The 24,107-nt window shown below is 40.9% G+C and carries 20 protein-coding genes and 1 riboswitch; of the genes, 17 read left to right on the top strand and 3 right to left on the bottom strand.

Annotated features, from left to right (window positions below):
- Nucleotide 1: 1 nt before the first annotated feature.
- From J7I96_RS01825 to J7I96_RS01800, 6 genes are all read left to right on the top strand, one after another.
- A complete protein-coding gene (locus J7I96_RS01825; protein WP_048684972.1) occupies nucleotides 2-316 on the top strand; it encodes a hypothetical protein in 315 nt (104 codons plus the stop codon).
- Nucleotides 317-1,431: 1,115 nt separating this feature from the next.
- On the top strand, nucleotides 1,432-2,355 hold the full coding sequence (gene qoxA / locus J7I96_RS01820; protein WP_214773707.1) for a cytochrome aa3 quinol oxidase subunit II: 924 nt from the start codon (nucleotides 1,432-1,434) through the stop codon (nucleotides 2,353-2,355).
- Nucleotides 2,356-2,453: 98 nt separating this feature from the next.
- A complete protein-coding gene (qoxB, locus tag J7I96_RS01815; protein WP_214773706.1) occupies nucleotides 2,454-4,400 on the top strand; it encodes a cytochrome aa3 quinol oxidase subunit I in 1,947 nt (648 codons plus the stop codon).
- Entirely contained in the window at nucleotides 4,400-4,996 is a 597-nt protein-coding gene (gene qoxC, locus J7I96_RS01810) for a cytochrome aa3 quinol oxidase subunit III (RefSeq protein WP_098184924.1), read from the top strand. Before qoxB ends, qoxC begins: the two co-directional genes overlap by 1 nt.
- 1 nt (nucleotide 4,997) lies before the next feature.
- Entirely contained in the window at nucleotides 4,998-5,282 is a 285-nt protein-coding gene (qoxD, locus tag J7I96_RS01805; RefSeq protein WP_214773705.1) for a cytochrome aa3 quinol oxidase subunit IV, read from the top strand.
- A 300-nt stretch (nucleotides 5,283-5,582) separates the two neighbouring features.
- Complete coding sequence (locus J7I96_RS01800; RefSeq protein WP_214773704.1) at nucleotides 5,583-6,032, top strand: YfmQ family protein; 450 nt, start codon at nucleotides 5,583-5,585, stop codon at nucleotides 6,030-6,032.
- Between the two features lie 351 nt (nucleotides 6,033-6,383).
- On the opposite strand, the gene J7I96_RS01795 is transcribed toward J7I96_RS01800, so the two are convergent.
- Entirely contained in the window at nucleotides 6,384-6,518 is a 135-nt protein-coding gene (locus J7I96_RS01795; protein WP_095390432.1) for a BA3454 family stress response protein, read from the bottom strand.
- 248 nt (nucleotides 6,519-6,766) lie between these two features.
- Nucleotides 6,767-7,624, bottom strand: a complete 858-nt coding sequence (locus J7I96_RS01790) for a DMT family transporter (RefSeq protein ID WP_251025406.1) — start codon at nucleotides 7,622-7,624, stop codon at nucleotides 6,767-6,769.
- Between the two features lie 130 nt (nucleotides 7,625-7,754).
- A riboswitch (PreQ1 riboswitch) is annotated at nucleotides 7,755-7,800 on the top strand.
- 104 nt (nucleotides 7,801-7,904) lie between these two features.
- Here J7I96_RS01790 and queF point away from each other — a divergent pair.
- Together queF and J7I96_RS01780 are read left to right on the top strand one after the other, a co-directional pair.
- A complete protein-coding gene (gene queF, locus J7I96_RS01785; RefSeq protein ID WP_034305880.1) occupies nucleotides 7,905-8,405 on the top strand; it encodes a preQ(1) synthase in 501 nt (166 codons plus the stop codon).
- 206 nt (nucleotides 8,406-8,611) lie between these two features.
- A complete protein-coding gene (locus tag J7I96_RS01780) occupies nucleotides 8,612-9,958 on the top strand; it encodes an aspartate kinase (protein WP_214773703.1) in 1,347 nt (448 codons plus the stop codon).
- Nucleotides 9,959-10,663: 705 nt separating this feature from the next.
- Here the strand turns inward: J7I96_RS01780 and J7I96_RS01775 are convergent.
- Nucleotides 10,664-11,224, bottom strand: coding sequence for a nitroreductase family protein (locus J7I96_RS01775; protein ID WP_214773702.1), 561 nt, complete (start codon nucleotides 11,222-11,224; stop codon nucleotides 10,664-10,666).
- A gap of 448 nt (nucleotides 11,225-11,672) precedes the next feature.
- Between J7I96_RS01775 and J7I96_RS01770 the strand changes: the two genes are divergently transcribed.
- The 9 genes from J7I96_RS01770 to J7I96_RS01730 all read left to right on the top strand — a co-directional run bounded on the left by J7I96_RS01770 (nucleotide 11,673) and on the right by J7I96_RS01730 (nucleotide 24,094).
- Complete coding sequence (locus tag J7I96_RS01770; RefSeq protein WP_214923082.1) at nucleotides 11,673-13,421, top strand: ABC transporter ATP-binding protein; 1,749 nt, start codon at nucleotides 11,673-11,675, stop codon at nucleotides 13,419-13,421.
- Complete coding sequence (locus J7I96_RS01765) at nucleotides 13,396-15,186, top strand: ABC transporter ATP-binding protein (RefSeq protein ID WP_251025405.1); 1,791 nt, start codon at nucleotides 13,396-13,398, stop codon at nucleotides 15,184-15,186. Before J7I96_RS01770 ends, J7I96_RS01765 begins: the two co-directional genes overlap by 26 nt.
- 376 nt (nucleotides 15,187-15,562) lie before the next feature.
- On the top strand, nucleotides 15,563-17,617 hold the full coding sequence (locus J7I96_RS01760; RefSeq protein WP_214773698.1) for a carbon starvation CstA family protein: 2,055 nt from the start codon (nucleotides 15,563-15,565) through the stop codon (nucleotides 17,615-17,617).
- Nucleotides 17,618-17,630: 13 nt separating this feature from the next.
- Nucleotides 17,631-17,834, top strand: a complete 204-nt coding sequence (locus J7I96_RS01755; protein ID WP_214773697.1) for a YbdD/YjiX family protein — start codon at nucleotides 17,631-17,633, stop codon at nucleotides 17,832-17,834.
- A gap of 305 nt (nucleotides 17,835-18,139) precedes the next feature.
- Nucleotides 18,140-19,354: an ammonium transporter gene (locus J7I96_RS01750; protein ID WP_214773696.1), complete on the top strand. Its 1,215-nt coding sequence runs from the start codon at nucleotides 18,140-18,142 to the stop codon at nucleotides 19,352-19,354.
- A 14-nt stretch (nucleotides 19,355-19,368) separates the two neighbouring features.
- Nucleotides 19,369-19,731 (top strand): P-II family nitrogen regulator, encoded by a 363-nt coding sequence (locus J7I96_RS01745; protein ID WP_214773695.1) that lies wholly within the window; start codon nucleotides 19,369-19,371, stop codon nucleotides 19,729-19,731.
- Between the two features lie 569 nt (nucleotides 19,732-20,300).
- A complete protein-coding gene (locus J7I96_RS01740) occupies nucleotides 20,301-20,951 on the top strand; it encodes a LytTR family DNA-binding domain-containing protein (protein WP_214773694.1) in 651 nt (216 codons plus the stop codon).
- A 131-nt stretch (nucleotides 20,952-21,082) separates the two neighbouring features.
- On the top strand, nucleotides 21,083-22,609 hold the full coding sequence (gene scpC, locus J7I96_RS01735) for a succinyl-CoA:acetate CoA-transferase ScpC (RefSeq protein WP_034305854.1): 1,527 nt from the start codon (nucleotides 21,083-21,085) through the stop codon (nucleotides 22,607-22,609).
- A gap of 378 nt (nucleotides 22,610-22,987) precedes the next feature.
- Nucleotides 22,988-24,094, top strand: coding sequence for an AI-2E family transporter (locus J7I96_RS01730; RefSeq protein WP_214773693.1), 1,107 nt, complete (start codon nucleotides 22,988-22,990; stop codon nucleotides 24,092-24,094).
- The last annotated feature ends 13 nt before the right edge of the window (nucleotides 24,095-24,107 follow it).

The following is a 24,107-nucleotide window of genomic DNA, read 5'->3' as shown; positions in this document are numbered from 1 at the left end:
TATGGAAGCTAATCAGAAGATGTTAGATGCAGTGAAATGGGTATCGGGCACAGGGTGTGTAATCGGATTTATTATTTTTGCTTTAAGCTTTTTTGTAAGCGATTACAATAAGGATTATATATTTACCGTTGTTGGAATCGCCATCACATTAAGCGCAGCTGCCATTTTTCTAGTTGGTATATTTTTTGTCCTGACAGAAGAAATGGTAATGAATACACATAAAGGTGAAAGAATTGAACCCGAAACGACTAAAATCATCAAAATGAAATCAAAGGCTAAAACTCATACAAAAAGAAGTACGGAATTCAGTAACTAAAACCAGGAATATAACGTAATGAACTGGCTATCATCAGATTCACTAACATGCTTGAACAAAACTAGCTGATTCATTTATCAGGGAGCCAATTTGACTTTAACTATCGAATGCGCTTTCATACCATTTGTAACGATTAAATTTTAATACAATACACGGCACTCGTTAAGTATCAAAAATAAAGAACCCTTTCATAAACGGAATACATACGATGTGCTTGGATATCCAAACTGAACTGCCCGAACGCAGGAAGTTCTAACATTACATTTTTAACTATATCCACGAGAAAAGGACATTTTTCCCAAAGTCCTTTTTTTGTGTTTTTTTTTTGTACTTTTACTTTAAGATGCAATACGGAAGTCGTGGGTTCTAAAGGCGGAGTTGAATGAACCACTAACTGTCCTCTTCCTGTAATGGTTAAGTCCTGTCCTGCTGAATGATAACATGACCCTGCAACAAGTGACCGACCCCTGAATTATTTCACCCATTGACTACTCTAAACGGCTGTTTAGGAATACTGACAAAGCAATAAGTATTGCGAGGGGAAAGAGCCCAATTACACACTCGTTGTTTCCTTATATATATATAATATTGACCAGTGTTGGATCCAAAGAGATTTGAGGCAAGGATTCAACATCGTATCCAATGCGGCTATCATTTACCAACTTCCATGGCCGGGTATAAAAAATCCGTTTTAAATCATGTTCTCCAACGATAAATACCTACTTGACAGGATAGGTAATTTCATTCATATTCTTGAGTGGGGTTAAGGCAATATACACGGAGAGTATAATGAGGAATTTTCATTTCATTATATTAGAGTAGTAATAAACGGATAGTTGATCAGTAATATATGAAATCCTGTACTGATAAGTGAATTTCCATAGGTATGTTGTTAAACAATTATTATATTTCATTTGCTGAAGTTTTTCGAACATTTCAGTTCATTTACCATCTTCTTACTGCTCTTTAATGAACTTTATGTGACAGATGTCACTTTGTATTGTCTTTTTTTAGACTTGGGATTAATATTGGTATGTCGGGGTTTGTGAACATGGTAACACTTTGTCCGAATAATTACCAATTGGAATTTTATTATGTAAGAAAGGGGTAGTACTATGAAAATAAAATGGGCTCTATTAACTATACTTTTTACTATTGCCACTGTGCTAACCGGTTGCGATAACCCATTAATGGTCTTGGACCCTAAAGGGCCAGTAGCTGCAACACAAGCAGATGTTATTATGATTTCGATATGGACAATGGCCTTTGTCGTCCTTGTCGTTATGGTACTGTATATCTTCATGATAATGAAATATCGTGCTTCCAAACAACGTGATGATTATGAACCGCCTCATATTGAAGGAAGTAAGGTTCTTGAAATAATTTGGGTTGCGATCCCAATTATAATCGTCGCTTTCCTATCCGTTGTTACTGTTAAAACAACAAATGAAGTTGAGGCAACACCTAAAGGATACGGAGATCAAGAACCTTTAGTTATTTACGCTTCATCTTCCAACTGGAAGTGGCATTTTAGTTATCCGGAAGAAGATATCGAAACGGTCAACTATCTGTTTATACCGACTAACCGACCAATCGAATTTAAACTTTACTCATTCGGTCCAATTTCAAGTTTCTGGATTCCGCAACTTGGAGGACAAAAATACGCGATGTCGGACATGGTTAATACGTTGCACTTAGCAGCTGATGTACCAGGTGAGTATATGGGTCGAAATTCAAACTTCAGTGGTTCAGGTTTTGCTCAGCAAACGTTTAACGTTAATGCAATGTCAGCAAAAGATTACGATAAGTGGGTAGATGAAATTAAAGCTACTGCTAAACCGATTACTGAGGAAAAATTCAATGAATTATTAAAACCTGGTCATGTGGGACAATCCACATACACTGGAACTCACTTAGAGTTTTCACCAGCTCCTGAAGGGGAAAATGCTGGTCATGACCACGGATCTTCTGATACTGAAGAACATGATTCCAAGGATTCACACGAGGATCATTCAGAACACAGCAACATGAATCACTAAGAATTAATTTCGTTCAATAAAACAACTAGGTTTACAAGATAAGAAAACAACTAGGTTTACAAGATAAGGAATATTTTCCTGAAAGGAGTCACAAAAGTATGGATTACTTTGATCGATTTGCCGTACCTCATCCAAGTCCTGCGATATATGCATCCATGGTTGCCATTGGTTTAACCATGATTGCGGTTGTTGTCGGAATTACCTATTTTAAAAAATGGGGTTACTTATGGCGTGAGTGGTTAACAACGGTTGACCATAAACGTATTGGTATCATGTACATCTTGGCAGCACTGCTTATGCTTTTCCGCGGTGGCGTCGATGCTCTTATGATGCGTGCTCAAACGGCTATTCCAGATAACGGTCTTTTGGATGGACAGCATTATAATGAGGTATTTACAACACACGGGGTCGTCATGATCCTCTTCATGGCTATGCCATTTATCATTGGGTTAATGAACATTGTTACACCATTACAAATTGGAGCGCGTGACGTAGCATTCCCACGCCTGAACGCAGTAAGCTTCTGGTTATTCTTCATGGGGGCAATGCTATTTAACATCTCTTTCGTAGTCGGTGGTTCTCCTGATGCAGGCTGGACATCTTACTTCCCGCTGGCAAGTAACGATTTCAGTGAATCAGTCGGTTCGAACTATTACGCGATTTCACTTCAAATCGCAGGTATTGGTACATTAATGACTGGTATCAACTTTATCGTAACCATCTTGAAAATGAGAGCACCTGGCCTGAACTTAATGAAAATGCCAATGTTCACATGGTCTATCTTGATTACAAACTTCATTATCGTTTTCGCGTTCCCTGTATTGACAGTGGCACTTGCGTTGATGACAATGGATCGTCTATTCGGAACTCAATTCTTTACGATGGCCAATGGCGGTAGCGATATGCTTTGGGCGAACTTGTTCTGGGTTTGGGGACATCCTGAAGTTTATATAGTAATTCTTCCAGCTTTCGGTATTTACAGTGAAATCATTTCGACATTTGCACGTCGTAACCTGTACGGGTATAATTCGATGGTTATCTCCATGGTAGCTATTTCTACTCTATCTTTCATTGTATGGGCTCACCATTTCTATACAATGGGTCACGGCGCAATGGTTAATGGTATCTTCTCGATTACCACGATGGCAATTGCCGTCCCGACTGGTGTTAAGATTTTCAACTGGTTGTTCACACTTTGGAAAGGTAAAATCGTATTTACCGTTCCAATGCTATACTCTTTAGCTTTCATTCCGATTTTCACGCTCGGTGGGGTAACAGGGGTAATGCTTGCCATGGCAAGTGCTGACTACCAATACCATAATACAATGTTCTTAGTAGCTCACTTCCACTACGTTTTAATCCCTGGTACTGTATTTGCCGTACTTGCCGGTTTCACGTACTGGTGGCCAAAAATGTTCGGTTTCATGTTGAGCGAAAAAATTGGGAAATGGTCGTTCTGGTTCATTATAGTCGGCTTTAATGTAACCTTCTTCCCGATGTTCATCACTGGTTTAGATGGGCAGGCACGTCGTATGTATACGTACTCTGAATCAACAGGATATGGTCCATTGAATATGCTCTCTTTCGTTGGAGCGATTGGTTTAGCAATAGGTTTTGCACTTATTGTGTACAATATCTATTGGAGTACTCGTTATGCATCAAGAAATATCTCAAACGATCCATGGGATGCACGTTCTCTAGAGTGGGCTACACATACACCAATCCCTGAATATAACTTTGCAGTTGTGCCAACAGTTGCTTCTACAGAAGCATTCTGGGATGCAAAGAAAAAAGGCTTTAAATTATTTGGCGGTAAAGTAGAAAAGATTCATATGCCAAATAACAGTGGCGTGCCGTTTATCATGAGCTGTATCTTCTTCGTTTGGGGCTTTGCATTGGTATTCAGCATGTGGATCATTGCGATCATTGCAACGATCGGTATCTTTGCTTGTATGATTCACCGTTCATTCGAAAAAGATCACGGACGTTATATCTCAGTTGAAGAGATCGAAGAAACTGAAAATAAATTGCGAGGTGCTAAGTAATGAAAATAGATAACTCGCTGCCACTTGAATATAGCACGGAAGAAAATCGCTTAAAGATTTTTGGGTTCTGGATTTTCCTAGGAGCAGAAATAGCTCTTTTCGCTACACTGTTCGCCACTTATTTTGTATTGGTTGGTGGTACTGGAAATGGTCCAACAGGGGAACATCTTTTTAAAGTCCCAACCCTGATGTTTCAAACAATCTTTCTTTTAACCAGTAGTTTTACCATAGGTCTTGGAATCAATGCGATGAGACTTGGCAGGCAGAAAGCGACGATTGGTTTCTTCATTATCACCCTTATTCTTGGTTTAGGCTTTTTAGGAGTCGAAATTTATGAATTCGTGGAGTATGTACATGAAGGAGCAACGATTCAAACAAGTGCTTTCTTATCTAGTTTGTTCACACTACTAGGTACGCATGGAGCTCACGTTACACTTGGTTTATTCTGGGGAACCTTCATCATCATGCAGATTAAAAAACGCGGTATGACTCCACAGACAACAAACAAGGCTTTCATCTTTTCACTTTACTGGCATTTCTTGGACGTTGTCTGGATTTTCATCTTCAGTTTCGTCTACCTGAAAGGAATGATGTAATATGAAAGAATTATTCCCACGGGGCCAAGTTATGGGATTTGCTTTTTCGCTAGTCCTGACTTTGGTCGCACTATCAGTTATTATGTTTGATCTCTCACTGAAAATGGGTGTGATCATCTTACTTGTTACAGCTTTCATGCAAGCAGCACTTCAATTTGTTATGTTCATGCATGCAGGAGAGTCTGAAGATAAAGCATCGATTTATACAAACGTTTATTACGGATTGTTCGTTGCATTGGTTACAATTTTCGGTACAATGCTAACAATGATTTGGGGATATCAATAATCGATTCCGGAAAAACTGGGTGTCTTGATGACGCCCAGTTTTTTTGATTTTTAAACCGGTCTATCCATTTCATTCATGGAAGTTTGTTAACAAGGATGTGGCCGAAACCATATTGTTTAGTATAACCATTTCGCAACATTATATTTACTCTTTTTTGAAGCGCGCCCGTGCGTTTAAGTGCAATGTTTACTAAAGTGAAACGTTAATAGAACGGACACATCTACTAAGAAAAACGGTCAGCCCCTTTTGGTATAATAAGTTATGTAAGAATTAATTTATAAATGTAGCGGAGATGATGAATTGACTTTGCCGGTTTTGATTTTGACAATTATCTTAAGTTTGTTAAAAATATTGGTTTCCTGTCTTCCAACCGATGCAGTTAATTGGATTATCAGCAAATTTAAAATACACGCAGAAATTAGTGGCGGGAATGCGATCGTAACCTTTGACGGAAAACGTTTGGAAGGTGAAGAAAAAATTCAAGTTATTAATTATTTTAATAACGCTAGGTTTTTGAAGAAAAATCATATATTCCCAGGAAACGAGCATTTGTTTTTACATCCAGAGAACAGCTGTACTCCATTGGTCATTGATACTAAAAGAGGCAAAAAGGATGTTAGGTTATTTGTATATATTTACAGCGACCGCGTGGATGTAGTTAAACAGTACAAGAAGAAGCTCATTTCTTATAGTCTGTTTTCCGATAGCCTCCAAGAACGTTCCATGCCATTAATAAGAAGTTTAGTTTAATAGAAAAAGACGGTCTCTTAAGGGACCGTCTAAGACTTTTGACAACCGTTAATTTTCACTCCAGGCACTCGCTTTTCCCGCAGGGTTCTCGTACCCTCCGTTCCAATTAACTTTATTATAGAACCTTTTGTCTACAAACTGAGACAGGTTTTTAATGTACTTTTATATTTAAAAAAATTCTAGTACACAAATTGACATCTTGATTGTAGTGTCTTTTGAAAAAACAATTAAAAAGTGTTTTAAAGTAGGAGGGAATTGCTGCAAGAGGGTCGTTAATCGTGCATATGGAAAGTATTTTGGATAGTATTTATGGTAATAAAAAAGCAGGTATCTATTGCGATGCCTGCTTTTTTATGCTTTCCATTGTTTTTCAACTTGATGAAGGGCTTGTTGTAAAATTACTTCATGATCAGTACCCGGTTTAGTAAGGACATTAGTTTGATAAGATTTTCCTTGGAAATCAACTGTTACTGTAACTTTTACCATTATGCATCTTTCCTTTCCTGATTCAGAATTAAATGAGGTGGTTGTACCTATTTCTTTTATACCCGTGGCAGAAGGATAATCAAACATTTCAAAAGCAGTAAAATTGAGAAAGTTAATATTCAAAATTATCTGATATTTTTAAGGAGGTGTCAACACTTTTTTTTGACCTACTCCATTTTCCGGTTTAATAAAAAACGACCTGGCTAGCATACATGACAGCCAGGTTATTTTTATTAAACGAACTATATTCATATTTTAGTTAAAATAATACCGATTAATGCTGCAAGAACACCGGCAATTTGATAGGTTTTTAGTTTTTCCTTGAATATATAACATCCAGCGAATACGACAACCAAACAGTTCAGGCTGACGACAGGGAAAATGATGCTTGCGATGCCGGTGTTCAAGGCAAAGAAATAACATCCATAGCCTATCATGCTTAAAAAGCCTACTAAGGAACCGATTTTGACTTCCTTTAGCTTGATTTTTTCTTTTTTAAAGGCTAGAGCCGAAAGAAGATAAAGCATTCCGCCTCCATACATTGATACAAGGATATCAAGGGAGTTTAAATGAAGACGTGTTGATGTCGTCATAAGAATGCCGAGCACACCAAAAGATAAGATGGAGAGTAATGTGTGCATCATCCATGGGAAATATTGATGATTACCTTTTGCATTAGGGGTATATTGGATGACTAATGTAGCGATAAACATGCAGGCGATTCCACTCCACTGCAAGGAAGAAATATGTTCGTGAAAAATTAAAGCTGCACAGAGAATGGGGAATATGGCATTCGCTGCGATTAATGGAGATGTCAAGCTTGCCGGACCTTTTTCAAAGGCGCTTGCCATCTGGATGTTACCATTGGCGTTCAGTACACCAATTGCTGCACCAAGCATGATGGACAGCCAGTTCAGCTGCAAACCATCCATAAATACACCATAAACGATGGACAAAATAAAAGCTGAAAAATAAAAGAAAAATTGGATATGTATCTTGGAATACCCTTTTCCGCTGCTCCATTTAAAAATGCTGTTATTGATTCCGAAACATAAACTCGTGATGAGGGCTGCAAAAATCCACATTGACTTAATCTCTTCCTTCATGTAGGATAAACTTCTTCTACATTTTAAGCTGAATGCCCTTAAGAATCAAACCAAATTTAAAATGTATGATTGACAGATTAGATATTTTTTACTATATTTACTATGACAATTTTAAAATATTTTCCGATAAACGGGAGAGGTTCATAGCATCACCCTCTTAAAAAAACTATGGCTTTGATATTTTTCGCGAATCAACCATATCTTTGAGGAGATATGGTTTTTGTTATATAGAGGCCCATTTTATGAATCTCCCTGATATGTGGGATTAGGAGGACTTTTCATGTCTGGAAGAAAAGAAGAAGAATTAAAAAAAGATATCACACTGCTTGGAAATCAAGGAACAAAATATACATTCGACTATGCTCCTGAAATCCTTGAGTCATTCGATAACAAGCATCCGAACCGGGATTATTTCGTCAAATTCAATTGCCCGGAATTCACTAGTCTATGTCCGATCACGGGCCAGCCGGATTTTGCTACCATTTATATCAGCTATATTCCCAGTGTGAAAATGGTGGAAAGCAAGTCTTTGAAACTTTATTTATTCAGCTTCCGCAATCATGGTGATTTCCATGAAGACTGCATGAACATCATCATGAATGATTTAATCGAATTGATGGACCCTAAATATATTGAAGTCTGGGGCAAGTTTACACCTAGGGGCGGAATTTCCATCGACCCTTACACGAATTATGGGAAACCAGGTACGAAGTATGAGGAAATGGCGAATTACCGCTTGATGAACCATGACTTATACCCAGAAACCGTGGATAATCGCTAAAAACTAAAAAAAAGACAATGGGCATATGCCCGTTGTCTTTTTTTTAGTTTTTAGCTAATTTCGATCGATGGTTCTGTCGTTCTGTCCTTTTTAAAAGTACAAATGTCCTCCTATAATGGAATTCCCACTTGATTGTTTCGAGAAAAAGCGTAATAATAGGGAGAGTTAATTTTGACAGAATATTTACGAAAATAGGGGATGTCGAGATGAAAGTTGCAAAGTTTGGTGGAAGTTCACTTGCGTCAGGTGAACAGTTGAGGAAGGTATTCGAAATTGTTGTTTCTGATCCAGAGAGGAAGATTGTGGTCGTTTCCGCTCCGGGAAAACGCAATTCCGATGATATAAAGGTGACGGATTTATTGATTGAAGCCGCGGAACAGCAGTTGCGCGGGGATAACGGAGAGCATTTGATAGAAGATGTTGTATCCCGCTATGCGAGCATTGCTGAAGAGTTGGATATATCCGGGAGTGTCATCACAGGGATTCATGAAAATTTAATGGCACTGCTGCATGCAGACCAAACTGACCCGAAGCGCTATCTGGATGCCTTGAAGGCCGGTGGCGAGGATAATAATGCGAAGTTGGTCGCAGGTTATTTCCAAAGCCTTGGAGTGGAGGCACAGTATATCAATCCGAAGAAGGCAGGCTTGATCGTAACGGATGAAGGCGGATTTACCAGGGTGCTGCCAGAGTCTTATGATCGGTTATATGCTCTGCGTGATGAGCCAGGAATCGTTGTATTCCCAGGATTCTTCGGATATACATTAGATGGTGACGTGTTAACCTTCTCAAGAAGCGGTTCCGATATTACAGGTTCGATTCTTGCGAATGGGGTCAAAGCTGATTTATATGAGAACTTTACGGACGTGGATGCCGTTTATGCGGTGAATCCAAATGTGGTTTCCAACCCGAAGGGAATCCGGGAACTAACCTATCGTGAGATGCGTGAGCTTTCTTATGCAGGATTCTCGGTATTTCATGATGAGGCGCTGATTCCTGCATTCCGCGCGGGAATACCTGTCCATATCCAGAATACGAACAATCCGGCGGCACAAGGGACCCGCATTGTGAATACACGGGATAATACGAACGGGCCGGTTATTGGGATTGCAAGTGATAAAGGATTTTGCAGTATTTACATTAGCAAATATTTGATGAACCGGGAAGTTGGTTTTGGCCGGAAACTGCTGCACATCCTCGAGGATTATGGAGTTTCATATGAGCATATTCCATCAGGCATCGATGATGTGACGCTTATTCTAAGGCAGGACCAGATGAAAGGGGATGCCGAGAAGAAAATCATTTCCCGAATCAAGAAAGAGCTTCATGCCGATGAAGTGAATGTGGAGCATGATCTTGCCTTGATCATGGTTGTAGGGGAAGGAATGCGCCATAATGTCGGTACAACGGCAAGAGCGTCAAAAGCCTTGGCCGAAGCAAAGGTGAATATTGAGATGATCAACCAGGGCTCTTCGGAGGTAAGCATGATGTTCGGTGTGAAAGGGCACAACGAAGAGACGGCAATTCAGGCATTATATCACGAGTTCTTTTGAGTATGAGCGTTTAGGGCCCTCCTTATAGAAGGGGGGTTTTTGTGATTAATCTTTTAATCACTATACATACGCTGGTTTTTTTCATCTGGTTCTTTAAGGTAGTGGCAATGACCGTGGGGATAATCATTCCAAGCTAAGCAGACGCGCTGTGGGGTTCAGAGCGTCTGTTTTAATTTAATAACCAATATGTCAAGTGGCTAAAGCAGAGACGGAGTTGACGCTCTTGAAACGGATAAAAAGGGCGCCCAACCTTATACATAACTCTCGCCAAATTATAAATGAAAGAGATGTCAATGGCACATCAAGTTTACGAGCCAAATGATTCACTGGCACCAATTGATTTAAGTAATTACTTCGAGTTGGTCTTGCTGAATAGAATCATGTTTAGAAAGCACCCTAATCACTTCAAGTTAAATACTTCTATATAATACAAAAAAAGAATGTAGGAATAAGTTGGGAATAAGTTCTATCTATATGTTAAAACAAAGTTGAGTGGAGTGTGAGGCAGGAGACTCCTGGGGGAAAAGCTCGTCTAGGGAGGCACCGCAGGCGTAAGCCGAGGGCGGACCGCCCGCGAAAAGCGAGTGCCTGGAGCTGAAATCAACGTTGAAATAAAAAGCAATAAAAAAACTGTAGAAAACCCGGTTTCATCGAGTTTGTCTACAGTCTGCCTCCAAATGGAAGATTTGAGGCTTTCCTTTTATGTTAGTCCATAATGGTCAGGAGTCGATCGATCGCGGTCCTTGGACGCGGGGCAGGAATCATATCGGGATAGCCAACGTGAAGGCTGCCGACGATCTTCTCGCCTGGTTTCACGCCCAAAGCTTCACGAAACTCCGTGCTGTGTATCATGCCGTATGTTTCCCATATCATCCCGATTCCTTGTTCCCAGGCAAGCAGGCTGAAATTCTGGATCAAGGCACTTGTAGCCGCATAATCTTCTTCGCGTGTCATGGGATTCGGATTCTCTTCCATGATCACTGCGACAAACATCGGTACACCTATGAGTTTATTATATCCTCGCTGTCCGGCTGCTTTTTTCTTTTCAGGGTCCTTCTCTTTGCCTTCCATGAATGCACGTGTTGCTTCTGCGAGTTTTAAACGGCTATCACCATGCACCACGACAAAGCGCCATGGCTGGGTCATTTTATGGTTCGGTGCCCATGTCGAAGTTTCCAATAATGATTGGATGGTATCAATAGGAACAGGAATGTCCTTAAATCGTTTGATGCTGCGCCGTTCTTTAATGATATTTTCTAGTTTCATGATCATCCTGCTCCTTTAATCATATATGTAAGTTTAATAGTTGAAAAAAAATAATCCCCGGCTGCCTAATATGCTTCCAACGTGAATAAATTACTTGAATAAAGAGGGGGCAATATTCTAGTGACTTGCATTCGCTAATGAGCATATAATTTTACTAGGCACAGAGAAGCCGGGGCGACATTGTATCTATGTACAATATCAAAAGGGTACGATAAGAGAATATCGTATTTGCTTATCAAATTTCAGAGATCGATAATGAAATTGAAAATCATTATCAATTAGAATTTTCGCTTATTTCCTGTTATTTGTCAAGGATATTTATAAAAAAAATTCAAGATATTTACCAATGCTTTAAAACAGTTAAAACCTTTTAAAAAATCTGTATAAAAATGTATAATGAGAGGATGAGAAGATGCTATTTACATACGGAGAATCGAAGGTGTCATAGATGAAAAAATTGTCCTCATTTCTTAAGCCATACTGGCTTTTGATCATTCTTGCTTTATCCTTAATGATTGTGGAACTCGGGGTAGAGCTGTTACAACCTCTATTTATAGCAAAAATCATTGATGATGGCATTTTGCAGAAAGATATATCGGTGGTGATTAAATGGGGAAGTGTCATGGTTGGACTTTCCGTTTTTTCATTTCTTGGCGGGATCGTTAATTCATTTACGGCATCACATGTAAGTCAAAGCTTTGGACATGATGTCAGGACAAGCCTTTTTGGTAAAATACAGGCGTTTTCTTTTGCGAACTTGAATAATATCCCGACTTCCTCGTTGATTACAAGGATGACGAATGATGTGACCCAACTTCAAAATACGGTTTTTATGGGCTTGCGTATCATGGCAAGGGCGCCGTTGATCGTAATCGGCGGAGCGATAATGGCTATTTCGGTCGATTTGAAATTATCCCTTGTATTGGTCATTTCAATTCCGGTTCTTGTTTTCTTCTTGGGGTGGGTTATGAAACGGGCGGCTAAGCTGTTTAAGCTCGTCCAGAAAAAACTCGATAATGTCAATGGTGTCATGAGGGAAAACCTGATAGGCATGCGCTTGATCAAAGCTTTTCTTCGTAAGGAGCATGAAATCGGCCGATTTGACGATGCGAATGAAGAGTTGAAAAGAAAGACTGTGTCTTCCCTTCGTTTAATTGAAACGACGATGCCTGTGCTGATGCTTGTCATGAATGTGGCGATTCTGATCATTCTCTGGCTTGGAAGTGAATTTATAACGACGGGAGATATACAGGTAGGGGAAGTTGTGGCGATTGTCAACTATGCCACGAGGATTGCGGCATCCCTTTCCGTTTTTTCATGGCTGATCATGGTCATTTCCCGTGCAAAGGCATCAGCGGAACGTGTGACGGAAATATTTGAAACCCCGATAGATATTGATGAAGGTAAGGCGGAAAGCAAGAGTGGGGCCGTCAATGGGGGAGGCATTAAGTTTCTGGATGTATCTTTCCGCTATCCTGGAACCGAAACCCCGATATTGAAAAACCTGACCTTCTCCATCGATCCGGGAGAATCGCTTGCCATCATAGGAGCGACAGGATCAGGGAAGACATCTCTGTTTCAGCTGATTCCGAGATTATATGAAGTTGAAAGCGGCTCCATTCAAATTGATGGCCAAGACCTGAAAGATATTCCCTTGAATTCGCTGCGGAACAGGATCGGCTATGTACCGCAAGAGGCCCTGCTTTTTTCGGGGACCATAAAAAATAATGTCGCTTGGGGAAAAGAGGGTGCCTCGATGGAGGAAATCATGGCTGCGGCCATGCATGCCCAGGTCCATGAGACCGTAATGAAACTTCCGAAGCAATATGAAACCCAGTTAGGGCAAAAAGGAGTGAATCTGTCTGGAGGGCAAAAACAGCGCTTATCGATTGCAAGAGCATTGGTGCGCAAACCGAAGATTCTCCTTCTGGATGATAGTACAAGTGCGCTGGATTTGAAGACGGAAAGTAAATTGCTTGCCGCTTTAAAGGACTATACATGCACAACGCTCATCATTACACAAAAAATCAGTACAGCCATGGAGGCAGACAAAATCTTGTTGCTTGAAAGCGGTCAAGTCCTTGCGCTGGGGAAACATCAGGATTTGATGCAAACAAGCGATCTTTATCGAAAAATCGTTCGCTCACAGTTTGGGGAGGAGGGGATTTCGCTTGAGTCGAAGAATATCTCCCGATAAGGCAAAGTCTAAACCGGTCAACTCCTGGAATACGGTAAAAAGGATCATTCCCTACTTGGCAACGAATAAAAGCCTGCTATTATGTGTCCTTTTCATGGTACTGATAAGCTCGGTTTTGGGATTGCTTGGCCCCTTTCTTGTTGGGATGGCCATTGATGATTATATTGTCACAAGAGATAGTGGGGGGCTGATCAGCCTTCTTTTAGGGCTTCTCGGAGTCTACATATTTTATTCCCTATCCATGTGGCTTCAGAATTATTGGATGATCGGAATTGCACAGGATACGGTTTATGCGATGCGTAATCAACTATTCAAAAAGCTTCACCAGTTGTCCATTCCCTTTTTTGATCGGCGTCAGCACGGGGAGTTGATGAGTAGGGTCACGAATGATATTGAAAATGTCAGTTCCACTTTGAATAGCTCCGTCATCCAGATCTTTTCAAGTGTGCTGACACTTATCGGGACGGTCGGAGTCATGCTGTATTTGAGCCCTTTATTAACTGTTTTAACCTTATTCATCGTTCCTCTCATGTTCTTCGGTCTTAGGTGGATAACGAACAGGACGGGAAAGCTGTTTAAAGCACAGCAGAAGAACCTTGGAGAACTGAATGGGTTTATAGAAGAAACGATTTCCGGACAACGGATCGTAAAGGCTTTTTCACAGGAAGATAAAGTGATCCGTGATTTTATCATCCGGAGTGAAAATTTAAAGAAAGCCGGATTCCTATCACAATCATACTCAGGGCTGATTCCAAAACTGATGAATTTACTGAACAACTTAAGTTTCACGGTAATAGCCGCTGTCGGCGGGTTTTTGGCGCTGAGTGGCATAGGTACTGTTTCCATCGGGGTCATTGTCATCTTCACCGAGTACTCAAGGCAATTCACCCGTCCGCTCAATGACCTGGCTAACCAATTCAATACACTCCTCTCAGCTGTTGCCGGTGCTGAACGGGTTTTCGCCATACTTGATGAAAAAGAAGAAGAAGTGGATGAGAAACAGGCTTCTGAACTTCGTGAAGTCCGCGGTGAGGTGGACTTTGAGGGTGTTTCCTTTTCGTATAATGATGAGGGGCAAACGATATATGATGTTAGTTTCCAAGCAAAGAAGGGGGAGACTGTCGCGCTTGTAGGTCCCACGGGGGCAGGTAAGACCACGATCATTAATCTTCTTGCCCGTTTTTACGAGCCGAACAGCGGCCGGATATTGATTGACGGCCAGGATATCCAACAGGTGACGAGGTCCAGTCTCCGTAAGCATATGGGCTTCGTTTTACAGGATTCCTTCTTGTTTCAAGGTACGATTCGTGAAAATATCCGCTACGGCCGGCTGGAGGCAGAAGATGAAGAAGTGGTGAATGCAGCCAAGCTTGCCAATGCCCATTCCTTTATCATGAAACTGCCAGATCGATACGATACCATCTTGAATCAAGATGGCAGTGGAATAAGTCAGGGGCAGCGCCAGCTATTATCGATTGCCAGGGCTATTTTAGCGGATCCCGTATTATTGATTTTGGATGAAGCGACAAGTAGCATAGATACGATAACCGAGCTTAAAATCCAGGAAGCATTACACCGCTTGATGGAGGGAAGGACAAGTTTTGTCATTGCCCACAGATTGAATACAATTCAGCAAAGTGATCAAATCCTCGTACTTGATGAAGGAAGGATCATTGAAAAAGGATCCCATGATGAATTGTTGCGGCAGAGGGGTTTTTATTACGATCTAAATCGCAGCTCATTAAGGGGAAATCAGATAGGATAAAGAAAGAATGTGTGCCATCCGGCGCGCATTTTTTTGTGTTGGTCCCATAATGAGCATCATAAACTTGGGGATTGCATCCCGTTCATTTAATGATGAACCTTCTAAAAACGCGTTCACACAATACGATTTTTATAAAGCATGGAAATCATTGATTCCACCAAAATGGGAAAGGAGGGAATTATCGACAAAATAATGGAAAATACTTTACAGATTGACTAAATTGCTATTGCTAAAAAACCTTATGGTAACATATAATTCAGAATATATATAAAATTCTTTAAATTTAATGGGCACGGAGAGAAATACAGCCCTGGCCCCTTATGAATGAAGGTTTTTTATAGTTATACACTAGATCGATAGAGAGGAGATGGAAAAATTGAAAGCGCTTAAGTCTGTTATTCTTTGGGGGATCATATCTGCATTGGGTGCGGTGAGTTTTGGTTTCGTCGCGCTAAACCGGGGGGAAAGCATCAATGCCATGTGGATTGTTACTGCGGCACTCTGTGTTTATTCAATTGCATACCGCTTTTATAGTAAATTCATTGCACGGAAAGTGTTTGAGCTAGATGACAATCGCCAGACTCCATCGGAAGCGAATAATGATGGGAAAGATTATGTACCTACAAACAAATGGGTTTTGTTTGGTCACCACTTTGCAGCAATTGCCGGAGCTGGACCTCTCGTAGGCCCCATCCTTGCAGCGCAGATGGGATATTTGCCAGGGACGCTATGGCTTGTAGTCGGAGTTGTTTTGGCTGGTGCCGTACAGGATTTCATCATTCTTTTCGGTTCGATGCGCCGTAACGGCAAATCTTTGGGAGAGATGATCAAAGAGGAGATTGGACCGATTACAGGCTTGATAGCGATGATCGGTATCCTCGGTATCATGATCATTTTATTGGCGGTACTTGCCCTGGTTGTCGTAAAAGCGCTGGTGGGCAGTCCGTGGGGAATGTTCACGATTGCCTCGACCATACCGATTGCAGTCCTGATGGGCATTTACATGCGTTATATAAGGCCGGGACGGGTTGGTGAAGGGTCGATTATCGGAATCATACTTTTGATGCTCGCGTTATATTTCGGCCGCTTTGTAGCCGAGAGCGCAACATTGGCGCCAATGTTCACTTTCACCGGGGAAACGATTGCCATCATGTTGATTGTCTATGGTTTCGTTGCCTCCGTTTTGCCTGTATGGATGTTATTGGCACCGCGTGATTATTTAAGTACATTCTTGAAAATCGGTACGATCATCGGACTTGCACTTGGTATCTTTATTGTCATGCCGAGCCTTGAAATGCCAGCTGTCACTCAATTCATCGATGGAACAGGACCTGTATTTTCCGGAAATTTATTCCCGTTCCTATTCATTACGATCGCTTGTGGAGCGGTATCGGGATTCCATGCACTCGTTTCCTCAGGTACAACTCCTAAAATGATTGAACGCGAATCGCATGCACGTCCAATCGGATACGGGGCGATGTTGACTGAATCCTTCGTAGCCATCATGGCGATGATTGCCGCCTGTGTATTGACGCCAGGTATCTATTTTGCCATTAACAGTCCGGGGGCCGTTGTGGGAACGGAACCAGCGCAAGTGGCTGCTACGATATCCGATTGGGGTTTCCTTGTGACACCTGAGATGATTACCGGCCTTGCAGACGATGTTGGGGAAGAGACCATTATATCCCGTACCGGAGGAGCTCCAACCTTTGCAATCGGCATGGCCCATATCTTCTCGCAAGTGATTGGAGGGGCGTCCCTGATGGCATTCTGGTATCATTTCGCGATCCTGTTCGAGGCATTGTTCATATTGACCACCATTGATGCAGGAACCAGGGTGGGTCGTTTTATGATACAGGATGTCATCGGCACCTTTTACAAACCATTTGCCGAAACGAATAAATGGCTGCCCAATATAATTGCGACTGCCATTTGTGTAATCGGTTGGGGGTACTTCCTTTATCAAGGGGTCATTGATCCTCTTGGCGGAATCAATACCCTTTGGCCATTATTTGGAATCGCGAATCAGATGCTTTCCGCCATTGCATTGCTGCTTGGAACGACGGTTCTTTTCAAAATGGGCAAAAAAGCGTACACATGGGTCACTCTTGTGCCCACTACATTCTTGTTGATAGTGACCATGACGGCAGGGTGGCAAAAGCTGTTCCACGAAAACCCGGCAATTGGCTTTTTAGCACATAAGGATAAATTTAAAGCGGCTTATGATAATGGGGAAGTCCTTGCTCCGGCAGCCAACCTAGCCGAGATGAAGCGGGTTATCGTCAATGATTATGTGGATGCCGCCCTATGTGCCATCTTCATGATCGTGGTGATCACGGTCTTGATTTCTGCCATTAGGCTATGGATAAAAGTCTTGAAGAACCAGAAAATAGATTTACATGAAACGCCTTATGTATCAAGGTCGTCATAAGGGAGGGAAAGCAATGTTAAAAAGAATAATTACAATTCTAAGCTACAGAAAGCAATTCGTCAGTTTGCTCGTCGGCGTGCCAAGTTATGATACGTATGTGGCACATATGAGAATGCATCATCCTGAAGATCCTGTGAAAACCAGGAAAGAATTTTTCTGCGAAGCCCAGGATGAACGGTATAACGCAAAGGGTGGCAAAGTGTCCCGTTGCTGTTAATGAATATTTATTGAAGGGTCCTCAATAGGAGGGCCCTTTTTTTATTGTTTTTTCCGAAGTGGGACCTAAGCGGAGGGTTAAATGTAATAGACATGGAGTCGTGAAAATGTAGAAAAGCAATTTCAAAACCAAAAACATCACATTTTCCGGTCCTTTATTCTTATTGATGTTATATTACCTAACAATTTTATGAAAAAACACAAAAAAATAAGTTGAATAATTAGAAAATTGAGTATATGATAAAAAATATAACATAATATTGTTAATAAACATAACATATACAAAAACAAGGGGGAAAAAACAGTATGCAAATGGCAGATTCGGTATTCATGTTTTTGGCGACGATGATGGTTTGGCTAATGACTCCAGGGATTGCCCTATTTTATGGAGGGATGGTAAAAAGTAAAAATGTCCTGAATACGGCAATGCATAGTTATATGCCTCTGGCTGTCATTTCCATTCTTTGGGTGCTCATTGGGTATTCATTATCATTTTCACCTGGTAATTCACTTCTGGGGGGGCTGGACTGGGTTGGTTTAAAGGATGTGGGCTTTGCACCTGGGCCTTACAGCGAAACGATTCCCCATAGTTTGTTCATGTTATTCCAAATGACTTTTGCCGTTTTAACAGTTTCGATCATTGCTGGTGGCATTGCCGAGCGGATGAGGTTTTCAGCATTCCTGATTTTTACGATCCTATGGTCTTTATTCGTATATGCTCCCGTTGCACACTGGGTATGGGGTGGAGGCTGGTTAGCGGAACTGGGTACACTTGACTTTGCTGGTGGCAACGTTGTTCATATATCTTCAGGGGTTGCAGGTTTGGTATTAGCAATCATGTTAGGTAAAAGGAAAGAGTCGGGGGACAGTGCACCGCATAATCTTCCTTTAACATTTCTTGGAGGATCATTAATTTGGTTCGGTTGGTACGGCTTCAACGTCGGAAGCGCACTGACAATCAATGAGGTGGCGATGAATGTATTCGTTAATACAGCTGTTGCAGCAGCTGCTGGCATCATTGGATGGTTGATCGTCGAGTATATGGCTAATAAAAAGGCAACATTGCTGGGTGCAGTATCCGGTGCCATTTCTGGCTTGGTGGCCATTACACCCGCTTGCGGATTCGTAACGCCCGCATCATCAATCATCATCGGTGTCATCGGCGGTGCCGTTTGTTTTTGGGGTGTATTCTTCCTGAAGAATAAACTGGGTTACGACGATGCGCTTGATGCTTTCGGATTACATGGTATCGGCGGGACATGGGGTGGCATCGCTACAGGCTTGTTCGCGACAACTTCCGTAAACGAAAGCGGGGCAAATGGTTTATTCTATGGAGATTTCAACTTGTTGTGGAAGCAGCTTGTAGCGATCATTGCGACCTATATCTTCGTTGCCGTGGTCACTTATATCGTTGCTAAAGCCATTAACCTTTTCGTACCGTTGCGTGTCAGTGAAGAGGATGAGTCAATGGGGCTTGATCTTACACTTCATGGAGAAAAAGCTTATCACGAATCAATCTAAAAGGGGGGGCGCATATGTCCGAGATTTTAACGAAAATAGAAATCATTACCCGTCCTATCCAATTTGAACAATTCAAAGCGGAACTTGCGAAAATAGGGGTAAGCGGAATGACAGTATCGGAAGTAAAAGGAACGGGTCTTCAGAAAAGTTATGTGGAAACATATAGAGGGAGAAATCGTGAAATTTCATTGCATGATCGAATGAAAATCGAAATCGTCGTGTGTGAAGTGCCAGTTCAGGATGTTGTGGATGTAGCAAGGAAATTCTTGAGTACCGGTAAACCTGGTGACGGTAAAATCTTCATATATCAATTGGCGAATGTTGTGAATATCCGTACCGGTAAAGAAGGTCATGATGCGTTAAAGAATGACATCTGATGCAATGATCGATTCAGTTGGGTACAGAAGATGAAAGAAAGGGAGCTGAAAATGGGGAGACTGGTCCGAATTGTTAATGCAAAAAAACAGAAGATCGTTAATACGCTCATTTCAGAGGATATATATCAACCTGATGACCGACCCTTTTTATTGGAATTGCCACTGAAAAATTTAGAAGAGATTTTATCACTCCGATTAAAATCCCCGTTTCAAAATTCCCGTTCAAAAAAATAACCTTTCAGCCGTTATCCTAGGGGAGAGCGGCTTTTTTTGTTTGTTGTCCAGCTGGATCGTGACATTTAAATGTTTGTATATTAAGGAAATTTTTTTCTTGAATCCCCCATGGAAATCGGGGAGCATTCCAACTATAATGAATAAGGATATAAATTTAAATACGATTTTTTTGCTTTTTTCGCCGCTTTTCGCTTAGTTACTTCAATTTTTCTTTAATTTTCTGAAAAGCAAATTCAAAAAAATGTAAGTTTATCAAAAAACTATGAATTACTTCATGAATGCCCTGCTTAATAATAGGGGAATTATTAATATGTTCTTTTAAGAGGTGAAAGGAAATGGATCAATTTACGGTCGAATCCGTTTTAAATATCATCAGGGAGTTTGTACCGAAGGATGCTTCAATTTCTGTGGCTGATTCTGAAAAATACATTTATTATCAACCGAGCAAACAAGTGGACTTAAGAATAAAACCAGGTGATTTAATCAGTGAAAATACGGCGACATATAAAGCGCTGAGCGTCCGTAAAAAAATAGGGGTGCAAGTTGAAAGTAATGTATTTGGCGTACCTTACTATGGGCTGAGTGTTCCTATCATGGACGAGGGCAACCCTTTAGGGGCGGTAACGGCCATCTTGCCGTCAAAGCCCTTGATTTTACCGACATCATTCCTGACCATTAAAACGGATGATCGCTGGATACCGCTTCCATATGATGAAATTATGTATTTGGAAGCTCAAAATAGGAAAACTAAAATTCAGTCCGAACGTGTGAGTGGATTTCATAAAATGAATTTAAGTGAATTGGAATTCATTTTACCTGGTGATTTATTCATTCGTGTGCACCGTTCGTACATCGTCAATATCAACTATATACAAGAAATCCTTCCTGATTTCCATTCTACATTTTTATTGATAATGAAAGACAACTCCAAAATCCAGGTCAGTCAAACATATGCAAGTCAATTCAGGCGGGCTTTGGGGTTTTAGTGATTCTCCTTTGTGTGAAAGAAATGCTGGTTTATGCCCAATTTAAGGCTTTTCATTCGAAAATGAATGTGACGATTACACAGGATTGGTAAAATTAAGTGTAAGAAAAGCGAAAAATGGGGGTCTTTTGTATGAACGAAAGCGTTTTCAAAAAAATTCGCAATGAACAATTTAAGGGGAAAGTAGTTACAGCGGAAGAAGCAGCTTCATGGATTAAAAATGGGATGAAACTCGGTATGAGTGGATTTACCCGTGCTGGTGATGCTAAAGTTATTCCGATGGCTCTAGTTGAAAGAGCTAAAACTGAAAAATTCAAAGTTGACGTTTATACTGGTGCCTCATTAGGACCGGAAGTCGACCAACATATGGCGGAAGCAGGTATCATAAATAAACGTTTGCCGTTCCAAGCGGATAAAGGCATTCGCAATAAAATAAATGCTGATGAAGTAACTTATGTAGATCAGCATTTGTCTCATACAGCTGAACAAGTTCGTCAAGGCATTGTCGGACCAATCGATTTTGCAATCATCGAAGCATTGGCGATTACAGAAGATGGATTGATCATCCCGACAACTTCTGTAGGCAACTCAGCCATATTCGTTCAAGAAGCTAAACATGTGATCATTGAATTGAACGTATCCCATCCAGAAGGACTGGAAGGGATGCATGATATATATACTCCGGCTAAACAAGGCGAACGTGAACCGATTCCTATGACTAAAGCAAGTGATCGCCTTGGATCGATCGGCATTGCGGTTGATCCTGAAAAAGTAATGGGAATCGTCGTTTCTACAGATCTTGATGCACCTTCCACAATCGTGCCGCCGGATGAAGAAACTGCAACAATCGCCAACCATCTCATTAACTTCCTTCGTGGAGAAATCAAGGCTGGCCGTTTAACTGAAAGCCTTGCTCCGCTTCAGTCGGGTGTAGGTTCAGTCGCAAATGCAGTATTCGCCGGCTTCCTTGATTCTGAATTCAAAGATTTGGAAGTTTATTCAGAAGTGCTGCAAGATGCGGTATTTGATCTGATCGATGCTGGAAAGGTTAAATTCGCTTCAGGGTGTTCGATTACATTAGCTGAAGAAAAAGGGAAACAAGTTTACGGTGAGCTTGAAAAATACCGTGATAAACTAGTTCTTCGTCCACAAGAAATATCTAATCATCCTGAAATCATCCGTCGTTTGGGCTTGATTTCAATCAATACAGCGTTAGAATGTGATATCTATGGTAACGTAAACTCGACACATGTTTCGGGGACAAGAATGATGAATGGAATTGGCGGATCAGGAGATTTTGCCCGTAATTCACGTCTAGGCATTTTCGTAACGAAATCATATGCAAAAGGCGGCAAAATTTCCAGTATCGTTCCTTTCGTTTCTCATGTGGATCATACTGAACATGATGTGGATGTATTAGTGACAGAGCAAGGGATCGCTGATTTACGTGGCTTGGCACCAAAAGAGCGCGTAGAGTTAATCATAGAAAACTGTGCTCATCCTGACTACCGTCCACAGCTACGTGCATACTTCACTGAAGCTGTTGCGCAAACGGGCGGGCATCAAACTCCGCACATACTTGAAAAAGCATTTTCATGGCATACGAACCTAGCTAAAAACGGTACGATGCTTGAAGCGGTTCTTCAAGATCAAAAATAAGAATCAAAACCCCGCCAATACAGCGGGGTTTTTTATTTGGTCCGTGTCCGGTATAGGTGAAAACCAATGAATCTTTCGTCACATCAATGAAATATTGAAAGGTAAATAGTTATTTCTCCTAAGTAATTTGTATGGTGTTTCCTATTGGTTCTTTTTCCTGCGACAAATAAAAGATTTAAAGTGTAAAAAGATGCTTAACCATCAAAAAGATGGGGAACTGTATCTTTAGGATTTTTTCTTTTATTTTTGTATATAATTATTCATCCAAGTTATAGAAATATGGTAAACTGCTAACAATGAAAGATTATCATACATAGAATTTTTAGATTCCTTAGAAATAGGGAGTTATATAGAATTGCTTATAGTGGAGGAGATAATTTGTTCAAGACAAAATTACATTTTTGGACGTTAGAGTTATTACTATTGTCTTTACTTTTTTATGTTGGTACAAAGATTTCATTTCTTTTTGAACCAATAGTCATTTTTACAACTACATTGTTCTTTCCAATCTTGATTGCGGGTTTTCTCTACTTTTTGTTCAATCCCACTGTTGATTTCCTGGTTAAAAGAAGAGTGCCTAGGGGATTGTCGATATTATTGCTATATGTATTTTTCCTGGGATTGATTAGTTTGCTTGTCGGTCTCGTTGGCCCGTCACTGTCCAAACAGGTTACGGATTTAATCAATAACCTTCCGGACTATTTCAATCAAACAAGGAAGTTCATTGAAGATTCAGCGGAGTCAAAATGGTTTTTGTGGACGATGGAACAAGACTATGTTCCCCTGAAAGAAGTAGGCGACTCGCTTCAGAAATATTTGACTAATTTACCTAGTAATATAACGAACAGTTTAACTTCCGTTTTCAGCGTAGTGACGAATATCACTTTAGTGGTCGTAACGGTTCCTTTCATCCTGTTTTATATGTTGAAGGATGGAGATAAGCTACCAGCCGCCATTATGAAATTCGTACCGGTTCGCTATAGAAAACCAGCTTTAACAGTACTTCAGGAAACTGGCGGGACGCTTACTACATACATACAAGGGCAAATGCTTGTTTGCATGTTTGTCGGGATCGGAACGTTCATCGGGTATTTGATCATTGGTTTGCCTTATGCGTTCTTATTCGCGCTGATCGGTGCTGTGACCAATATCATTCCATATGTAGGCCCGTTTATAGGAGCGGCTCCTGCGGTCATTGTGGCATTGATTCATTCACCGACCGAAGCGCTATTGGTCATTCTGGTGGTAACGGTCATCCAGCAACTTGATGGTAATTTCATTTCACCGTTAGTCATCGGGAAAAAATTGAACACACATCCGCTTACCATCATCATCCTATTGCTCGTCGCCGGAAACATTGCCGGTATCATCGGCATGATTTTGGCGGTTCCGACATACTCTGTTGTTAAAACGATTGTATTGAATATCGTAAAATTCATCAGGATCCGAAAAGAGGAAAAGCTTGAAGAGGATATATTGGAATGAAAAAACGTGCCCG

Source organism: Bacillus sp. ISL-78, from assembly GCF_018613455.1.
In the GTDB taxonomy this organism is placed as follows: Bacteria; Bacillota; Bacilli; order Bacillales; family DSM-1321; genus Peribacillus; species Peribacillus frigoritolerans.
The sequence above is the reverse complement of the archived record's forward strand: the minus strand, read 5'-3'. Positions and strand labels throughout refer to the sequence as shown.

Excerpts from the sequence above, each read along its gene's own strand:
- J7I96_RS01775 (WP_214773702.1), bottom strand. The coding sequence starts at position 11,224 with ATGAAACTAGAAAATATCATTAAAGAACGGCGCAGCATCAAACGATTT.
- scpC (WP_034305854.1), top strand. The coding sequence starts at position 21,083 with ATGAACGAAAGCGTTTTCAAAAAAATTCGCAATGAACAATTTAAGGGG.
- J7I96_RS01745 (WP_214773695.1), top strand. The coding sequence starts at position 19,369 with ATGTCCGAGATTTTAACGAAAATAGAAATCATTACCCGTCCTATCCAA.
- J7I96_RS01770 (WP_214923082.1), top strand. The coding sequence starts at position 11,673 with ATGAAAAAATTGTCCTCATTTCTTAAGCCATACTGGCTTTTGATCATT.
- J7I96_RS01750 (WP_214773696.1), top strand. The coding sequence starts at position 18,140 with ATGCAAATGGCAGATTCGGTATTCATGTTTTTGGCGACGATGATGGTT.
- J7I96_RS01825 (WP_048684972.1), top strand. The coding sequence starts at position 2 with ATGGAAGCTAATCAGAAGATGTTAGATGCAGTGAAATGGGTATCGGGC.
- J7I96_RS01755 (WP_214773697.1), top strand. The coding sequence starts at position 17,631 with ATGTTAAAAAGAATAATTACAATTCTAAGCTACAGAAAGCAATTCGTC.
- J7I96_RS01795 (WP_095390432.1), bottom strand. The coding sequence starts at position 6,518 with ATGGTAAAAGTTACAGTAACAGTTGATTTCCAAGGAAAATCTTATCAA.
- qoxC (WP_098184924.1), top strand. The coding sequence starts at position 4,400 with ATGAAAATAGATAACTCGCTGCCACTTGAATATAGCACGGAAGAAAAT.
- J7I96_RS01790 (WP_251025406.1), bottom strand. The coding sequence starts at position 7,624 with ATGAAGGAAGAGATTAAGTCAATGTGGATTTTTGCAGCCCTCATCACG.
- J7I96_RS01780 (WP_214773703.1), top strand. The coding sequence starts at position 8,612 with ATGAAAGTTGCAAAGTTTGGTGGAAGTTCACTTGCGTCAGGTGAACAG.
- qoxB (WP_214773706.1), top strand. The coding sequence starts at position 2,454 with ATGGATTACTTTGATCGATTTGCCGTACCTCATCCAAGTCCTGCGATA.
- J7I96_RS01740 (WP_214773694.1), top strand. The coding sequence starts at position 20,301 with ATGGATCAATTTACGGTCGAATCCGTTTTAAATATCATCAGGGAGTTT.
- qoxA (WP_214773707.1), top strand. The coding sequence starts at position 1,432 with ATGAAAATAAAATGGGCTCTATTAACTATACTTTTTACTATTGCCACT.
- qoxD (WP_214773705.1), top strand. The coding sequence starts at position 4,998 with ATGAAAGAATTATTCCCACGGGGCCAAGTTATGGGATTTGCTTTTTCG.
- queF (WP_034305880.1), top strand. The coding sequence starts at position 7,905 with ATGTCTGGAAGAAAAGAAGAAGAATTAAAAAAAGATATCACACTGCTT.